Origin of the sequence: Streptomyces sp. NPDC088706, from assembly GCF_044752765.1 — a bacterium.
Taxonomy (GTDB): Bacteria; Actinomycetota; Actinomycetes; order Streptomycetales; family Streptomycetaceae; genus Streptomyces.
This window is the reverse complement of sequence record NZ_JBIVLW010000008.1, coordinates 125,968-142,650: the sequence shown is the minus strand read 5'-3', so window position 1 is coordinate 142,650 and position 16,683 is coordinate 125,968. Positions and strand designations below refer to the sequence as shown.

Annotated in this window: 10 protein-coding genes and 1 pseudogene; 8 read left to right on the top strand and 3 right to left on the bottom strand. The window is 72.5% G+C overall.

The features are described 5' to 3' along the window. Positions 1-32: 32 nt before the first annotated feature. The 5 genes and pseudogenes from ACIQAK_RS20320 to ACIQAK_RS20300 all read left to right on the top strand — a co-directional run bounded on the left by ACIQAK_RS20320 (position 33) and on the right by ACIQAK_RS20300 (position 7,490). Positions 33-572, top strand: coding sequence for a MarR family winged helix-turn-helix transcriptional regulator (locus ACIQAK_RS20320; protein ID WP_401848561.1), 540 nt, complete (start codon positions 33-35; stop codon positions 570-572). A 31-nt stretch (positions 573-603) separates the two neighbouring features. After that, positions 604-1,987: pseudogene (locus ACIQAK_RS20315) on the top strand (FAD-linked oxidase C-terminal domain-containing protein); the annotation flags it as partial. Between the two features lie 248 nt (positions 1,988-2,235). Then, positions 2,236-3,708, top strand: a complete 1,473-nt coding sequence (locus ACIQAK_RS20310; RefSeq protein WP_366390238.1) for a Gfo/Idh/MocA family oxidoreductase — start codon at positions 2,236-2,238, stop codon at positions 3,706-3,708. A 165-nt stretch (positions 3,709-3,873) separates the two neighbouring features. Then, positions 3,874-5,712: an ABC transporter ATP-binding protein gene (locus ACIQAK_RS20305; RefSeq protein WP_366390239.1), complete on the top strand. Its 1,839-nt coding sequence runs from the start codon at positions 3,874-3,876 to the stop codon at positions 5,710-5,712. Beyond that, the gene (locus tag ACIQAK_RS20300; protein ID WP_366390240.1) at positions 5,709-7,490 is read left to right on the top strand and encodes an ABC transporter ATP-binding protein; all 1,782 of its coding nucleotides are present in this window, start codon (positions 5,709-5,711) and stop codon (positions 7,488-7,490) included. The genes ACIQAK_RS20305 and ACIQAK_RS20300 overlap by 4 nt, the downstream gene beginning before the upstream one ends. An 18-nt stretch (positions 7,491-7,508) precedes the next feature. Here ACIQAK_RS20300 and ACIQAK_RS20295 read toward each other — a convergent pair whose 3' ends face one another. After that, positions 7,509-9,050: a fused MFS/spermidine synthase gene (locus ACIQAK_RS20295; RefSeq protein ID WP_401848557.1), complete on the bottom strand. Its 1,542-nt coding sequence runs from the start codon at positions 9,048-9,050 to the stop codon at positions 7,509-7,511. A gap of 268 nt (positions 9,051-9,318) precedes the next feature. Between ACIQAK_RS20295 and ACIQAK_RS20290 the strand changes: the two genes are divergently transcribed. Next, a complete protein-coding gene (locus ACIQAK_RS20290) occupies positions 9,319-10,680 on the top strand; it encodes an FAD-dependent oxidoreductase (protein ID WP_366390241.1) in 1,362 nt (453 codons plus the stop codon). 51 nt (positions 10,681-10,731) lie between these two features. Here ACIQAK_RS20290 and ACIQAK_RS20285 read toward each other — a convergent pair whose 3' ends face one another. Next, complete coding sequence (locus ACIQAK_RS20285; protein WP_366390242.1) at positions 10,732-12,267, bottom strand: ATP-dependent DNA ligase; 1,536 nt, start codon at positions 12,265-12,267, stop codon at positions 10,732-10,734. A gap of 56 nt (positions 12,268-12,323) precedes the next feature. Beyond that, positions 12,324-13,115, bottom strand: a complete 792-nt coding sequence (locus ACIQAK_RS20280) for a metal-dependent hydrolase (RefSeq protein ID WP_366390243.1) — start codon at positions 13,113-13,115, stop codon at positions 12,324-12,326. A 77-nt stretch (positions 13,116-13,192) separates the two neighbouring features. Here ACIQAK_RS20280 and ACIQAK_RS20275 point away from each other — a divergent pair, with 77 nt between their 5' ends. Both ACIQAK_RS20275 and ACIQAK_RS20270 read left to right on the top strand, forming a co-directional pair. Next, complete coding sequence (locus tag ACIQAK_RS20275) at positions 13,193-15,766, top strand: DUF3516 domain-containing protein (RefSeq protein ID WP_366390244.1); 2,574 nt, start codon at positions 13,193-13,195, stop codon at positions 15,764-15,766. Between the two features lie 34 nt (positions 15,767-15,800). Further along, positions 15,801-16,673, top strand: coding sequence for an acyl-CoA thioesterase II (locus ACIQAK_RS20270; RefSeq protein WP_366390245.1), 873 nt, complete (start codon positions 15,801-15,803; stop codon positions 16,671-16,673). The last annotated feature ends 10 nt before the right edge of the window (positions 16,674-16,683 follow it).

Below are 16,683 nucleotides of genomic sequence, written 5' to 3'. Positions count from 1 at the left end.
CACAATGAACGGCGTCCTGATATTGTTCCCGTATGGATGCCCCCGATTCCCCCGATGCCGGCGCCGCGGATGCTGTATATCCCGCTGATGCCTCCCCGGTCGCTCCCGGCTCCTCGGCCCGCGACGGTGACCGCGACCGCGACTCCGACGGCATGCTCGCCGAGCAGCTGCTGCGGCTGACGCGCCGGCTGCACCGCATCCAGAGCCGCCAGCTGGAGCCGATCGGGATCACCCCGGCCCAGTTCCGACTGCTGCGGACGGTTGCGACGTATGACGCGGCCCCTCGGATGGCGGACCTCGCCCAGCGCCTGGACGTCGTCCCGCGCGCCGTGACGACGCTGGTCGACGCCTTGGAGGCGAGCGGACGGGTCCGCCGCGCCCCCGACCCGGACAGCCGCCGCGTGGTGCGCGTCGAGATGACCGACGAGGGACGCGCCACGCTGCGCTCCCTGCGCGACGCGCGCCGGGCGGCCGCGGAGGAGATCCTGGCTCCGTTGACCGCCGGCCAGCGCGAGGTGCTCGGCGGGCTGCTCTCCGCTCTGGTCGACGGGATGCCGGAGCGCCGCTGCTGACGCCGGGTGCGGAGCACCGACCGACCGTACCGACCACGCTTCCGGTATGACGGCGGGCACCACCCGCAACTCCTACCGCACGCTCGCCTCCCTCACCTTCGTCCTGCCGAGCGGCACCGTCGTCGACACCGCCGACCCGGCCGCCGACGAGGAGCTGGTCCGCGCGGAGCCGGAGCTGTGCGCCGGGCTGCTGGCGCTCAAGGCGGAGATCGGGGCGGACGAGGAGCTGACGGCCCGCATCCGTGCCAAGTACGCGATGAAGAACGCCAACGGCTACCGACTCGACGCCTTTCTGGACGGGGCGACACCCGTTCAGATCCTGCGCGGTCTCATGGTCGGCTCCGAGGGCACGTTCGGCTTCATCTCCGAGGTCGTCCTCGACACCCTGCCGCTGGACCGCCGGGTCACCAGCGCCCTGCTGTTCTTCCCCTCCCTCACCGCCACCGCGGCCGCCGTACCCCGCTTCAACGAAGCGGGTGCCATCGCGGTGGAGCTGATGGACGGCAACACCCTGCGTGCCTCGGTCAGCGTGCAGGGGGTTCCGGCGGACTGGGCGGCGCTGCCCCGGGGGACGGCCGCGCTGCTGGTCGAGTTCCGCGCCCCGGACGAGGCGGGCCAGGAGGCGTTCGAGGCGGCCGCCGCCGAGGTGGTGCGGGGCCTCGACCTGGTGGTCCCGGCGACCTCCGTCACCAACGCGTTCACCCGGGACGCGGGGGCGATCGCCGGGTACTGGAAGGCGCGCAAGGCGTTCGTGACGGCGGTCGGCGGCTCCCGCCCCTCGGGTACGACGCTGATCACGAAGGACTTCGCGGTCCCGCCGGACCGGCTGGCCGAGGCCTGCGAGGCGCTGGTGGAGCTGCTGGAGCTGCGGTCACGCCACGCTTTGAAGCCGCCGTGGCCGGTCACGCCGCCCACGGCAATCTGCGGGGCCTGAAGACCATTCCGAAGGTGGAGGCGGTCGCCGACCCGTGCATCGAGTGCGGCTTATGCGAACCCACCTGTCCCAGCCAGGACCTGACGACCACTCCGCGCCAGCGAATCGTGCTGCGCCGCGAGATGACGCGCCAGGCGGACGGCTCCCCGGTGGCGGCCGGGCTCCTCGACGCCTACGGGTACGACGCGGTGGACACCTGCGCCAGGGACTCGACCTGCAAGCTCGCCTGCCCGGTCGGCATCGGGAGAAGGTGACCGTGCCGGACGACGCGGGGTGCTGCGCCTTCGCGGGCGACCGGGGCATGCTGCACAAGGAGTTGACCGACACGGCGACGGCCGGGGAGGCGGCCGAGGTCAACTCCCGTCACTACGACGCCTATCTGTCGGCCAGCCGCATGTGCGAGATCGGCATGGAGCGGGCCACCGGACATCCCTACCGCTCGGCCCTGATCGCGCTGGAGCGCGCCACCCGGCCGCCCCTGCGCTGGGCCTCCAAGAGCCCCGGCCCAGCGCAGGTCGACGGCCCCGACTGGTTCGACCAGTCGGGGCCTTCGCACGCCCGGAAGAAAAGTCCATGGTTTGGGGACGAGAGTCCAATTGGCTCCCTTGCGCACCATCAGCCTCACCGTCCAGGGTCCTTACCGAGGCCCGGTCCCGGGCCGCGCACGCCCGTACGGGACCGGACCCACTCGCGCACCGTCAGAACCCCCACACCCCACCTGGAGGCTCGATGAACGACGACGCCCGGCCCGGACAGGCACCGCAGGACCTCCCCCCGCAGCATGCCGGCGACGGCACCGACCGGCAGGAGCCCAGCCGCCGTTCGGTGCTGTGGACCACGGCGGGCGTGGCCGGCGCCGGGCTCGGCCTGGGCGCGCTGACCTCGGGCACCGCGTCGGCCGCCGGGAGCACCGCCCCGGAAGCCGCGGAAGCCCTGGCAGCCACCCCCGCCCGGCAGGGCCGCACGATGACCGACGTCCCCTTCGAGCGGCGCTCGACGGTGCGGGTCGGCATCGTGGGCCTCGGCAACCGGGGCGACAGCATGATCGGCCTGTTTTTGGCGGTCCCCGGCGTCCAGGTCGTGGCGGTCTGCGACCCGGTCCGGGACAAGGCGGAGAAGGCCGCCGCCAAGGTGACGGCGGCCGGGCAGCCCGCCCCCACCGTGTACGCCAAGGGCGAGGACGACTACGTCGACCTCTGCCGACGCGGGGACATCGACTTCGTCCATGTGGCCACGCCCTGGGAGCTGCACTTCCCGATGGCGAAGGCGGCGATGCTGAACGGCAAGCACGTCGGCGTGGAGTGTCCGATCGCGATGCGCCTGGAGGAGCTCTGGCAGCTCGTCGACCTCTCCGAGCGCACCCGGCGGCACTGCATGCAGCTGGAGAACTGCTGTTACGGCAAGAACGAGATGCGGGTGCTCCGGATGGCGCACGCGGGTCTCTTCGGGGACCTGCTGCACGGGGCGGGGGCGTACAACCACGATCTGCGTGAGCTGATGTTCGACCCGGACTACTACGAGGGTCCCTGGCGGCGGCTCTGGCACACCCGGCTGCGCGGCGACCTCTACCCCAACCACGGGTTCGGCCCGGTCGCCAACTACATGGACGTCAACCGGGGCGACCGCGCCGTCTCCATCACCAGCGTCGGCACCCCCGCCCTCGGTCTCGCCGCCTACCGCGAGGAGCACATGCCGGCCGGTGACCCCAGCTGGAAGGAGTCGTACATCGGCGCCGACCGGACGATCAGCCTCGTGCAGACCGCCAAGGGCCGGGTGATCCGGCTGGAGCACGATGTGTCGAGCCCGCACCCGTACTCCCGTATCAACAGCCTCGGCGGGACCCGGGGCGTCTTCGAGGACTACCCGGAGCGGATCTACCTGGAGCCCACCAACACCGACCACCGGTGGGACGACTTCAAGAAGTACGCCGAGTGGGACCACTGGCTCTGGAAGGAGCACGCCAATCCGCCGGGCGGCCACGGCGGCATGGACTACATCATGGTGTTCCGGCTGATGCAGTGCATGCGGCTCGGGCTCGTCCCGGACTTCGACGTGTACGACGCGGCCACCTGGACGGCCCCGGTGCCGCTCAGCCACCTCTCCATCAAGGCCAAGGGCGCTCCGCTGCCCATCCCGGACTTCACCCGCGGCGCGTGGCGGAAGGCCAGGTCCGGCATGGACTCGGAGAAGCCGGCCGCGTGAGAGCGGCGGGGTCCCGGGCGGCTCGGCACGGGACCCCGCGGGCGGCGGGACGGCGGCGAAAACCGGTTGCCCCGGAGGGGGACGGGAAGCGAACCTTGCACGGTTTGGTCACCCCGTACCTCCGAGGTCCGCACAGACTTCGCGCACACCGAGCCCTGGGACGTCATGCAGATTCGCGATCTTCCGTATTCGGATCCCGGCGACCCCGATGTACGGTCGGGCCCCCGCTTCCTGTACTGGCTCGGCCGCCATCAGCTCGGCGGACAGCTCAAGGCGCTGGGCTGGGGACTGCTCCACCAGCTGGGCATCGCCGGGCTCCCGGTCACCGTGGGGGTCGCCGTCCAGGCCGTCATCGAACGCTCCGGCGCACGTCTGGCCCTCGCCGGCGGTGTGATCGCGGCCCTGGGCATCCTCATCGCGGTGGGCGACACCATGCTCCACCGGACCGCCGTGACCAACTGGATCACCGCCGCCGCGCGGGTGCAGCAGCTCCTGGCGCGCAAGACCGCCGAGCTGGGCGCCGCCCTGACCCGGCGGGTCGCCGCCGGTGAGGTCGTCGCCGTCTCGACGGGTGACGTGGAGAAGATCGGCTGGTTCGTCGAGGCGCTCTCCCGCTTCGCGGCCGCCGCCACCGCCCTCGTCGTGGTCTGCGTGGGGCTGGTCATCTACCTCCCGGCCCTCGGCGTGCTGGTGGCCGTCGCCATGCCGGTGCTGGCCCTCGCCGTGCTGCCGCTGCTGTCCCGCGCCACCCGGCGCGCCGACGAGCAGCGGGAGAAGGCGGGCAAGGCGACCGAGCTGGCGTCGGACACGGTGGCCGGACTGCGGGTGCTGCGCGGCATCGGCGGCGAGGAGCTGTTCCTCGGCCGCTACCGCCGTGCCTCCCAGGAGGTCCGCAAGGCGGCGGTGCGCAGCGCCAGGATGTGGGCGCTGATCTCGGCGGTGCAGGTACTGCTGCCGGGCATCCTGCTGATCTCCCTGGTCTGGTACGGGGCGACGCTGGCGCGGGAGGGCCGCATCGACGTGGGCCAGCTGGTCACGGTCTACAGCGCGGCCACCCTGATGCTGTTCCCGCTGCGCCACTTCGAGGAGATCGCGATGGCCTACTCCTTCTCCCGGCCCTCCGCGCAGCGCGCCGTTCGGGTGCTGTCGCTGCGCCGCAGCGACCGGACGGCCACCGAGGCGGGCGTTCCGTCGGGCGACCTGTACGACCCCGCCACCGGGCTGATGGCCCACGGGGGTCAGTTCACCGCGGTCGTCTGCGGCGACCCGGACGAGGCGGGGCGGCTGGCCGAACGGCTGGGCGGCCATGCCCAGACCGGCGACGAGGACACCGACGAGGTGAAGAAGGCCCCCTCCGTCCTGCTCGGCGCCGTCGCGCTGGACGAACTCCCGCTGGACACCGCCCGGACCGCCGTCCTGGTCCAGGACAAGGACCCGGTACTGCTCTCCGGCACGCTCCAGGAGCTGTTGGACGTGCCGTCCTCCGGCCTGGTCACCGCCGGGCAGGCGCTGGAGGCCGCGCAGTGCGGCGATGTGCTCGCCGCCCTGGCCCAGGCCTCGCCGGACGACGACGGGGACCCGATGCGGACCCGAATCACCGAGCGCGGCAGGTCGCTCTCCGGCGGTCAGCGCCAACGCCTCGCGCTGGCCCGGTCGCTGATCACCGACCCGGAGGCGCTGGTGCTGGACGAGCCGACCTCCGCCGTCGACTCGCACACCGAGGCGCGCGTCGCCGCCGGGGTCGCGGGGCTGCGCCGGGGCCGTACGACGATCGCGTTCGCCTCGTCCCCGCTGCTGCTGGACGTCGCCGACCGGGTCGTCCTCGTCCACGAGGGCAGCGTGGTCGCCGTGGGCACCCACCGCGACCTGCTGCGCACCGAACCGCGCTACCGGTCCGTCGTCACCCGCGAGACCGACGACGAGGTGGCGGCGAGCGGTTTCCCGGGCATCGACGCGGTCCCCGCCATGAACAACAGCACCCAGGAAATCGAGGAGAGGGCATGATCGGCGTCGCACCGCCGGCGTACGACCCGGCCGCCCCGGAGTCGGCCACCACCCTGCCCGTGGGCACCCCCACGACCGTACGGAGTTACGTCCGGGACCTGCTGCGGCGTCACCGCAAGGCCTTCGGCCTCCTGATCGCCGCCAACGCGGTGGCGGTCATCGCCTCCATCGTCGGGCCGTATCTGCTGGGCGGGCTGGTCGAGGACCTGTCCGACGGGGTCACCGATCTCCATCTGGAGCGCACGGCGGCCATCTTCGCCCTCGCGCTGGTGGTCCAGACGGTGTTCACCCGGTCCACGCGGCTGCGCGGGGCCATGCTGGGCGAGGAGATGCTCGCGGACCTGCGGGAGGACTTCCTCGTACGGTCCGTGGGTCTGCCGCCCGGGGTGCTGGAGCGGGCCGGGACGGGCGACCTGCTCTCCCGGATCACCACGGACATCGACCGGCTGGCCAACGCCATGCGCGAGGCCGTGCCGCAGCTGGCCATCGGCATCGTCTGGGCCGGGCTGCTGCTCGGCGCGCTCACCGTGACCGCTCCCCCGCTGGCGCTGGCCGTGCTGATCGCCCTGCCGGTGCTGATCGCCGGCTGCCGCTGGTACTTCCGGCGCGCGCCCTCGGCGTACCGCTCGGAGGCCGCAGGTTACGCGGCCGTCGCCGCGATGCTCGCCGAGACCGTGGACGCGGGGCGGACCGTGGAGGCGCACCGCCTCGGTGCCCGCCGGGTGGCGCTGTCGGACCGGCGGATCACCGAGTGGACGGCGTGGGAGCGTTACACGCTGTTCCTGCGTTCGGTGCTCTTCCCGGTCATCAACGCGACGTACGTGACGATCCTCGGTGCGGTCCTGCTGCTCGGCGGCTGGTTCGTGCTGGAGGGCCGGCTGACGGTCGGACAGCTGACCACGGGCGCGCTGCTGGCCCAGATGATGGTCGACCCGATCGGCCTCATCCTGCGCTGGTACGACGAACTCCAGGTCGCCCAGGTTTCCTTGGCGCGGCTGGTCGGCGTACGGGAGATCGAGCCGGACGCCGGGAGCGCGGAGGTCGGGCCGGACGGCCGGGACGTGCGGGCGGACGAGGTGCGCTTCGGGTACCGGGAGGGCGTCGACGTCCTGCACCAGGTGTCGCTGGACGTGGCTCCGGGCACCCGGCTCGCCCTGGTCGGGCCCTCGGGCGCGGGCAAGTCGACGCTGGGGCGGCTGCTGGCCGGTATCTACGCCCCGCGCACCGGTGAGGTGACGCTCGGCGGGGCCGAGCTGTCGCGGATGACGGCGGAGCGGGTCCGGGAGCATGTGGCCCTGGTCAACCAGGAGCACCACGTCTTCGTCGGCTCGCTGCGGGACAACCTGCTGCTGGCCCGGGACGGGGCGAAGGACGCCGACCTGTGGGCCTCGCTGGCCGCGGTCGACGCGGACGGCTGGGCGAAGGGGCTGGAGAACGGGCTGGACACGGAGGTCGGCTCGGGCGGGTTCGCGCTGACCCCGGCGCAGGCCCAGCAGATCGCGCTGGCCCGTCTCGTGCTGGCCGACCCGCACACGCTGGTCCTGGACGAGGCGACCTCGCTGCTCGACCCGCGGGCCGCCCGCCATCTGGAGCGTTCGCTGGCCCGGGTGCTGGAGGGCCGTACGGTGGTGGCGATCGCGCACCGGCTGCACACCGCGCACGACGCGGACGTCATCGCGGTGGTGGAGGACGGCCGGATCAGCGAGCTGGGCAGCCACGACGAGCTGGTGGCGGCGGACGGCGCGTACGCGGCGCTGTGGCGGTCCTGGCACGGGTGAGCCGGCAGCCGGCGGAAGTCACCGCCCGGTGGTCCGTGAGCGGTTGGGCTGCAGCAGCTGGTCGACGGGCGCGTAGTCGTCGGTGAGCGGCCGGGCGGCGCCGGTCCAGGCGGCGAGGGCGTCCCCGGTGGTGATCCTCCAGCCGGTCTCCCGGGCGTCCAGGGCCTGCTGGATCGCGGGGGCGTCGACCGGCCGGTCGGAGGCGACCACGACCAGGTTGCCGCCCTCGGGGGCGGCGTCCGGGTCGAGGCCGAGGTCGGCGGGGGCACCGATGAGGGCGACGTACGCGAAGACCTCGGTGAGGGTGGCGACTTCGGCCCGGGCGAAGGCCAGCTTTCCGTGGTCGATGAGGTTGGCGACGTACAGGCCCTCGTCCTCGAGCACCCGGCGTACGTCGCGCAGTGCCTCCGTCGTGGTGAGGTGCCAGGGCACGCCGACGCCCCCGAAGGCGTCGCCGACGACGAGGTCCCGGCTGTCGGCGTCCAGCCGCTCCAGGCCGAGCCTGCCGTCCTCCACGCGCACATCGATGGCGGTGGAGGTTCCCGGACCGAGCTGTTCGCGGTCGATGCGGACGACTCCGCCGTCGATCTCGGAGACGAGGCTGCGGGTCCCGGGGCGGGTGGTGGCGAGGTAGCGGGGGAAGGTCAGCCCGCCGCCTCCGATGTGGTGGGCGGCGAGCGGCGCACCAGTGGGAAAGGCGGTGTCGACTACGGAGGCGAGGGCGCGTACGTACCCGAACTTGAGGTACGTGGGGTCCTCGACGTCGACGTAGGAGTGGCGCAGGCCGTCCAGGACCAGGGTGCGGCCGGCTGGCCGCTCGGGGTCCGCGACGACCTGGGCGCAGTGGTACCGGGTCTCCGCGTCGCAGCCGCCGGGGGCGAACGCGGTGGCCAGGGAGCCGGCGACGACGGTGGCCAGCGCCACGGCCGAGGCCCGGCTCCAGCGGCGCGCCCGCCATCCGACCAGGACGGAGCCGATCACCAGCAGGGCTCCCAGGCCGAGCAGGATGGAACTGACCGGCAGCCGGGAGACCAGGACGAATCCGGTGAGGACCGTGCCGACGATGGCGCCGAATGTGCCCACCCCGGAGAGCCGTCCCACGACCGTCCCGGTCTCGGCGAGGCTGGTGAGCCGCAGCTTGGTGACGAACGGGGTCACCGCGGAGAGCAGGGCGCCGGGCACGAGGAGGGTCCCCGCCGCGACCAGCGGAAGCATCGGCGGTGCCCACTCCGCGGTGGTGCGGAGCAGGAGCGGGGTGAGCGCGACGACCACGCCCGACGCCCCGAGCGCGGGGCCGATGAGCCGGTGCGGATCGACCTGGTCGGCGACGCGCCCGCCCAGCCAGGAGCCCAGCGCGATCGCGGTGAGGGCGATGCCGATCACCATGGTGCTGGTTTCGAGGGTGAGGCCGAGGTAGGGGGCCAGCAGCCGCAGGGCGACGATCTCGACCACCAGGACCGCGGCCGACGATCCGAACACGAGGGCCGCCGCGGCGCGGTGGCCCGGACCCGGGGGGCGGGACGGTTCGTCGGCCACGGGCGGGGAGGGCTGAGTGGTCACGGCAGCATCCTCGCATGGGGGCGGCCGGACTCCCGTCGGCCTGCGGCCCCGCACGGGCGCCCGGGAGCGGGGAGCCGGCGGGAGCGCCCGCGTCCGTGGCCGGTGCGGCTGGACAGGCATTCGGTCGCCCCACCGCTGTGAACAGCCCCCCTTTCACCCCCTGCCGGGAGGCGGACCCAGCCGCATCCGGTGAGGATGAGGAGTGCATCGGCCGGTATACGGGGCAGGCGAGGGCAGAACCACGCAAGCCCGAGAAGGGACGCAGCCCGTGGCACCACCCAGGATTCTCGTCGTCGGCGCCGGCTTCGCAGGTGTCGAATGTGTACAACGGCTGGAGCGCAAACTCGCTCCGGGCGAGGCCGAGATCGCGCTCGTCACGCCGTTCTCCTATCAGCTCTACCTGCCGCTGCTGCCCCAGGTGGCCTCCGGCGTGCTCACCCCCCAGTCGGTCGCGGTCTCCCTGCGCCGCAGCCGCCGCCACCGCACCCGCATCATCCCCGGCGGAGCGATCGGCGTGGATACGCAGGCCAAGGTCTGCGTCATCCGGAAGATCACGGATGAGGTCGTCAACGAGCCGTACGACTACATCGTGCTGGCCGCGGGCAGCGTGACCCGGACGTTCGACATCCCCGGACTGGTGGAACACGCGCGCGGGATGAAGACGCTGGCCGAGGCGGCGTACGTACGCGACCACGTCATCGCCCAGCTCGATCTGGCCGATGCCAGCCAGGACGAGGCGGAACGGGCCTCCCGGCTCCAGTTCGTCGTGGTCGGCGGCGGTTACGCCGGCACGGAGACGGCCGCTTGCCTGCAACGCCTCACCACCAACGCCGTCAAGCACTACCCACGGCTGGACCCGAGGCTGATCAAGTGGCACCTGATCGACATCGCGCCCAAACTGATGCCGGAGCTGGGCGACAAGCTGGGGCAGGCCGCCCTGGAGATTCTCCGCAAGCGGAACATCGAGGTGTCGCTCGGGGTCTCCATCGCCAAGGCCGGGCCGGAGGAAGTGACGTTCACCGACGGCCGGGTGCTGCCCTGCCGGACCCTGATCTGGACCGCGGGGGTGGTGGCCAGTCCGCTGATCGCCACGCTCGGCGCGGAGACCGTACGCGGCAGGCTCGCCGTGACGCCGGAGCTGAAGCTGCCGGGCGCGGACGGGGTGTTCTCGCTGGGTGACGCGGCGGCGGTGCCGGACCTGGCGAAGGGCGACGGGGCGGTCTGCCCGCCGACCGCGCAGCACGCGATGCGCCAGGGCAAGGTGGCCGCGGACAACCTGATCGCCTCCCTGCGCCGTCAGCCGCTCAAGGACTACGTCCACAAGGACCTGGGACTCGTCGTGGACCTCGGTGGCAAGGACGCCGTGTCCAAGCCGCTGGGCGTCGAGCTGCACGGACTGCCCGCGCAGGCCGTGGCCCGCGGCTACCACTGGTCGGCGCTGCGGACGAACGTCGCGAAGACCCGGGTCCTGACGAACTGGATGCTCAACGCGGTCGCCGGCGACGACTTCGTACGCACCGGGTTCCAGGCGCGCAAGCAGGCGACGCTGCGGGACTTCGAGTACACGGACGCCTATCTGACGCCGGAGCAGATCAAGGAGCACACGGAGTCGACGGTCATCAAGCACTGAACATGCGGCACGGAGACCGGGTGAGCGCGCCCCCGCACGGCGGGGGCGCGCTCACCGCCGCTGTGCCAGGACCGTCTCCACCGTGTCCGCCTCCCGCGCCGTCTTGTCCTCGCGGTAGCGCAGGACGCGGGCGAACCGGAGGGTGACGCCCGCCGGGTAGCGGATGGAGCGCTGGAGTCCGTCGTAGGCGATCTCCACGACGAGCTCCGGGCGTACGGTCACGACGTGTCCGTCCTCGCCGGTCGCCAGCTCCCGCAGTCTCCCGGTCTGCCACTCCAGCAGCGCGTCGGTGAGCCCCTTGAAGGTCTTGCCGAGCATCACGAACGTGCCGTCGGGGCCGCGCGCGCCCAGGTGGAGGTTGGAGAGCTTGCCGGTGCGCCGGCCGCTGCCCCATTCGGCGGCCAGCACCACCAGGTCCAGGGTGTGCACCGGCTTGACCTTCAGCCAGGACGCACCCCGGCGGCCGGCGCTGTAGGCGGCGGCCAGGTCCTTGACGACGACCCCCTCGTGGCCGCGATCCAGGGTCTCGGCGAGGAACGCCTCGGCGGCCCGGCGCGCGTCGGCGTCCTCGGGGTCGGGCACCAGGGTGCGCCGGACGCGCAGGTGCTCGGGGACCAGGCGGGCCAGGGCCGCGTGGCGCTCGGCGAAGGGGAGGTCGAGCAGGTCCTCGCCGTCGGCCGACAGGGCGTCGAAGAAGACGGGGACGACCGGTACGCCGGCGGCAGCGGCGGCCACGTCACGCCGTGAGCCCACCCGGGCGGCGGTCTCCTGGAAGGGGCGCGGCCTGCCGTCCTTCCCGAGCGCGATCACCTCGCCGTCCAGGATGAAGCGCCCGGTCTCCAGCGCGGACACGGCGGCCACCAGTTCGGGCAGCCGGTCGGTGATGTCGTCCAGGGTCCGGGTGTAGGCGCGGACCCGGTCACCGTCCCGGTGCACCTGGACCCGGATGCCGTCGAGCTTCTCCTCCACGGCGCAGGGCCCGAGCTTGTCGACGGCCTCGGTGACCGAGGCGGCGGTGTGGGCCAGCATCGGCTGGACGGGCCGGCCCACGGTGAGGCGGAAGGCGGCGAGCGCTTCGGGGCCCTCCGCGAGGAGCGCCCGGGCCACCTCCTGGAGCGATCCGGCGAGCATCACGGCCCGGCGGACGTCGGCGGGCGGGGCTTCGGCGGCCCGGGCCAGCGCGTCGGCGGCGACGGCGTCCAGGGCCCCCTGGCGGACCTCGCCGGTGAGCAGGGCCCGCAGAAAGTGCTGCTCGTCGGCGGTGGCCGCGGCGAACAGGGCGCGCAGGCGCTCGCGGCGCAGGGCCTGGGAGCCGGTACCGGAAACGGCGGCCAGCGCGGTCAGCTCGGCGTCGACGCCGGTGACGGTGAGGGTGGGCACGGCGGCGGGTTCCACCGGGTCTCCCAGGCTCCGCCAGCCCACACCGATACGGCCCTGGGGCAGCCGTCCGGCGAGGTACGGGATGACCACGGGGACGTCGTCGGGTCCGGCGTCCCGGAAGAGCGTGGCGAGGAGCGCCACCTTCCGGGAGCGGGCGGAGGTGGCGGCGACCTCCAGGGAGACCTGGGCGAGCTCGGCGAGCAGCATGTGGCCATGGTGCTACGGGCCGGGGCTGACCGGCCGCACGCAACACGGCAGGTGGGTCATATGTAGTTGAGCGCGGCCGCCCCGCCCACTCCCCCGAGCACCATGAACGCGGGCATCAGCACCTTGATCTCCACCCAGCTGCCGGCCCGGAACCGCATGAACCTCGGAGGGCCGAGCGGGTACCAGCGCTTGCGGCCGATGGGGATGGGCCACAGGATCGGGCAGCCCGAGACGGTGAGCGCGTCCCCGATGTCGTGGACCAGGGCGCCGAGCACGATGGGCAGGCCGAGCCAGAGGTACTCCTGGCCCGGGGCGTCGAAGAGCCAGTCGGCGCCGTTGCCGGGCTGGTCCAGGACGCCCGCGAGGATCCAGGCGCTGGTGGCGCCGAGCGCCCAGACCAGGACGTCGCTGGAGACCCGGGCGGCCCGCCAGAGCAGGCCCTCGACCGCGAGCACCAGGTGGACGAAGAGGATCGCCAGGACCGCCCAGCGGCCGCCTTCGACCGCGGCGAGGGAGCAGCCGCCGCCGATCAGGACGGCGAAGAGCCAGGTGTGGGTGAGGGTGCGGTGGCCGCCGGTGCGGCGGGGGTCGGCGGCGGACTTGGTGGCCTTGTAGACGGCGTACGAGAGCTTGTCGGTGATCTCGCACAGCCCTTTGGAGACGGGGCCGAAGGCGCGCGAGATGGTCGCCGACTTGTGGTCGAGGTCGGGGGCGAGGGCGGCTCCCGCGCAGATCAGCGCCCCGACGACGAGGACCGGCCAGGGCATCGGGTGGCCCGCCGCGGCGGCTGCCGCCCCCACCCCCAGCCAGGCCGCTGCCCCTGACAGGGAGTGCGCCGGTCCCATCATGTGCTGTTCCGCCCCCAGTGCGTCGCACGCCCATCACCGGTGCGGTGCGGGCTGGTTGAGTGCGCAGCGTATCGTCCATGATCTTCCTGCCGTCCGCCGGTTCCCTCATCCGGGCGGAAGACAGGCAAGATGGGGGCGTGACCCTCATCGACCAGCTGCCCCAGACCGCCGACCCGGACGCCCTCTTCGAGGCCTTCTCCTCATGGACCGAGAGCCAGGGCATCACGCTGTACCCGGCTCAGGAGGAGGCGCTGATCGAGGTGGTCTCCGGGGCGAACGTGATCCTTTCCACCCCGACCGGCTCCGGGAAGAGCCTGGTGGCGGCCGCCGCGCACTTCACTGCGCTGGCTCAGGACAAGGTCACCTTCTACACCGCCCCGATCAAGGCGCTGGTCTCGGAGAAGTTCTTCGACCTGTGCAAGCTCTTCGGCACCGAGAACGTCGGCATGCTCACCGGTGACGCCTCGGTCAACGCGGACGCCCCGGTGATCTGCTGCACCGCCGAGGTGCTGGCCTCCATCGCGCTGCGCGACGGGAAGTACGCCGACATCGGCCAGGTCGTGATGGACGAGTTCCACTTCTACGCCGAGCCGGACCGCGGCTGGGCGTGGCAGATCCCGCTGCTGGAGCTGCCGCAGGCGCAGTTCGTGCTGATGTCGGCGACGCTCGGTGACGTCGCGATGTTCGAGAAGGACCTGACCCGGCGCACCGGCCGCCCCACCTCGGTGGTGCGCTCGGCGACCCGTCCGGTGCCGCTGAGTTACAAGTACCGCTTCACGCCGATCACCGAGACGCTGACCGAGCTGCTGGACACCCGGCAGTCGCCGGTCTACATCGTGCACTTCACGCAGGCGGCGGCCGTCGAGCGGGCGCAGTCGCTGATGAGCATCAACATGTGCACGAAGGAGGAGAAGGAGAAGATCGCCGATCTGATCGGCAGCTTCCGCTTCACCACCAAGTTCGGCCAGAACCTCTCCCGGTACGTGCGCCACGGCATCGGGGTGCACCACGCGGGGATGCTGCCGAAGTACCGCCGCCTGGTGGAGAAGCTGGCCCAGGCGGGTCTGCTGAAGGTGATCTGCGGGACGGACACGCTCGGCGTCGGTGTCAACGTCCCCATCCGTACGGTGCTGTTCACGGCGCTCACCAAGTACGACGGCACCCGGGTGCGGACCCTGCGGGCGCGGGAGTTCCACCAGATCGCGGGGCGGGCGGGGCGGGCCGGGTTCGACACGGCCGGGTTCGTGGTGGCGCAGGCCCCCGAGCACGTCATCGAGAACGAGAAGGCCGTCAAGAAGGCGGGCGACGACCCGAAGAAGAAGCGCAAGGTGGTCCGCAAGAAGGCCCCCGAGGGGTTCGTCGCCTGGTCGGAGACCACGTTCGACAAGCTGATCCAGTCCGAGCCGGAGCCGCTGAGCTCCCGCTTCCGGGTCACGCACACGATGCTGCTCGCGGTGATCGCCCGGCCCGGCAACGCCTTCCAGGCGATGCGGCACCTGCTGGAGGACAACCACGAGCCGCGCCGGGCGCAGCTGCGGCACATCCGCCGGGCCATCGCCATCTACCGCTCGCTGCTGGACGGCGGGGTGGTGGAGCAGCTGGACACGCCGGACGCCGAGGGGCGGATCGTACGGCTGACGGTCGATCTCCAGCAGGACTTCGCGCTGAACCAGCCGCTGTCCACCTTCGCGCTGGCCGCGTTCGACCTGCTGGACGCGGAATCCCCGTCGTACGCGCTGGACATGGTCTCGGTCGTCGAGTCGACGCTGGACGATCCCCGGCAGATCCTGGCCGCCCAGCAGAACAAGGCGCGCGGTGAGGCCGTGGGGCAGATGAAGGCGGACGGAGTCGAGTACGAGGAGCGGATGGAGCGGCTCCAGGAGGTCACGTACCCCAAGCCGCTGAGCGAGCTGCTGTGGCACGCCTACGACGTGTACCGCAAGAGCCACCCGTGGGTGAACGACCACCCGGTGTCGCCGAAGTCGGTGATCCGGGACATGTTCGAGCGCGCGATGACCTTCACGGAGTTCACCTCGCACTACGAGCTGGCCCGGACCGAGGGCATCGTGCTGCGGTATCTGGCGAGCGCGTACAAGGCGCTGGAGCACACGATCCCGGACGACCTGAAGTCGGAGGACCTGGAGGATCTGATCTCCTGGCTCGGGGAGATGGTGCGCCAGGTGGACTCCAGTCTGCTGGACGAGTGGGAGCAGCTGGCCAACCCGGAGGTGGAGACGGCCGAGCAGGCGCAGGAGCGGGCGGACGAGGTCAAGCCGGTCACGGCGAACCCGCGCGCCTTCCGGGTGCTGGTGCGCAACGCGATGTTCCGGCGGGTGGAGCTGGCCGCGCTGGACCGGGTGCGCGACCTGGGCGAGCTGGACGGCGACTCCGGGTTTGACGAGGACGCGTGGGGCGAGGCGCTGGACGCGTACTGGGACGCGCACGAGGAGATCGGCACCGGCCCGGACGCGCGCGGTCCCAAGCTGCTGAAGATCGACGAGGACCCGGCGCACGGGCTGTGGCGGGTGTGGCAGGCGTTCGCCGACCCGGCGGGCGATCACGACTGGGGCATCAAGGCCGAGGTGGACCTGGCCGCGTCCGACGAGGAGGGCCGGGCGGTCGTCCGGGTCACCGGGGCCGGCCAGCTGTGAGGGGCACCCTGATGTGTGAGCGGAGAGGTACGGCATGATGAATCCGGCCGAGCGCCTGGTCGACCTTCTCGACCTGGAGCGGATCGAGGTCAACATCTTCCGCGGCCGCAGCCCGGAGGAGTCCCTGCAACGGGTCTTCGGCGGGCAGGTCGCGGGCCAGGCGCTGGTGGCGGCCGGGCGCACCACCGACGGGGAGCGTCCGGTGCACTCGCTGCACGCCTACTTCCTGCGGCCGGGCCGCCCCGGGGTGCCGATCGTCTACCAGGTGGAGCGGGTGCGGGACGGCCGGTCCTTCACCACCCGCCGGGTCACGGCCGTCCAGGAGGGCCGGACGATCTTCAACCTGACGGCCTCCTTCCACCGCCCCGAGGAGGCCGGCTTCGAGCACCAGCTGCCGCCGGCCCGGATCGTCCCGGACCCGGAGGAGCTGCCGACGGTCGCCGAGGAGGTGCGCGAGCACCTGGGCGCACTGCCGGAGGCGCTGGAGCGGATGGCCCGCCGCCAGCCCTTCGACATCCGTTACGCGGACCGGCTGCGCTGGACGAGCGAGGAGATCAAGGACGCCGATCCGCGCAGCGCGGTGTGGATGCGCGCGGTGGGCCCGCTGGGCGACGACCCGCTGGTGCACACCTGCGCGCTGACGTACGCGAGCGACATGACGCTCCTGGACGCGGTGCGCATCCCCGTGGAGCCGCTGTGGGGCCCGCGCGGCTTCGACATGGCCTCGCTGGACCACGCGATGTGGTTCCACCGGCCGTTCCGGGCGGACGAGTGGTTCCTGTACGACCAGGAGTCGCCGATCGCGACGGGTGGGCGCGGTCTGGCACGCGGCCGGATCTACGACCGTGCGGGGCAGCTGCTGGTGTCGGTGGTGCAGGAGGGGCTGTTCCGGCGGCTGGAGAAGTAGGGGCGGGGGC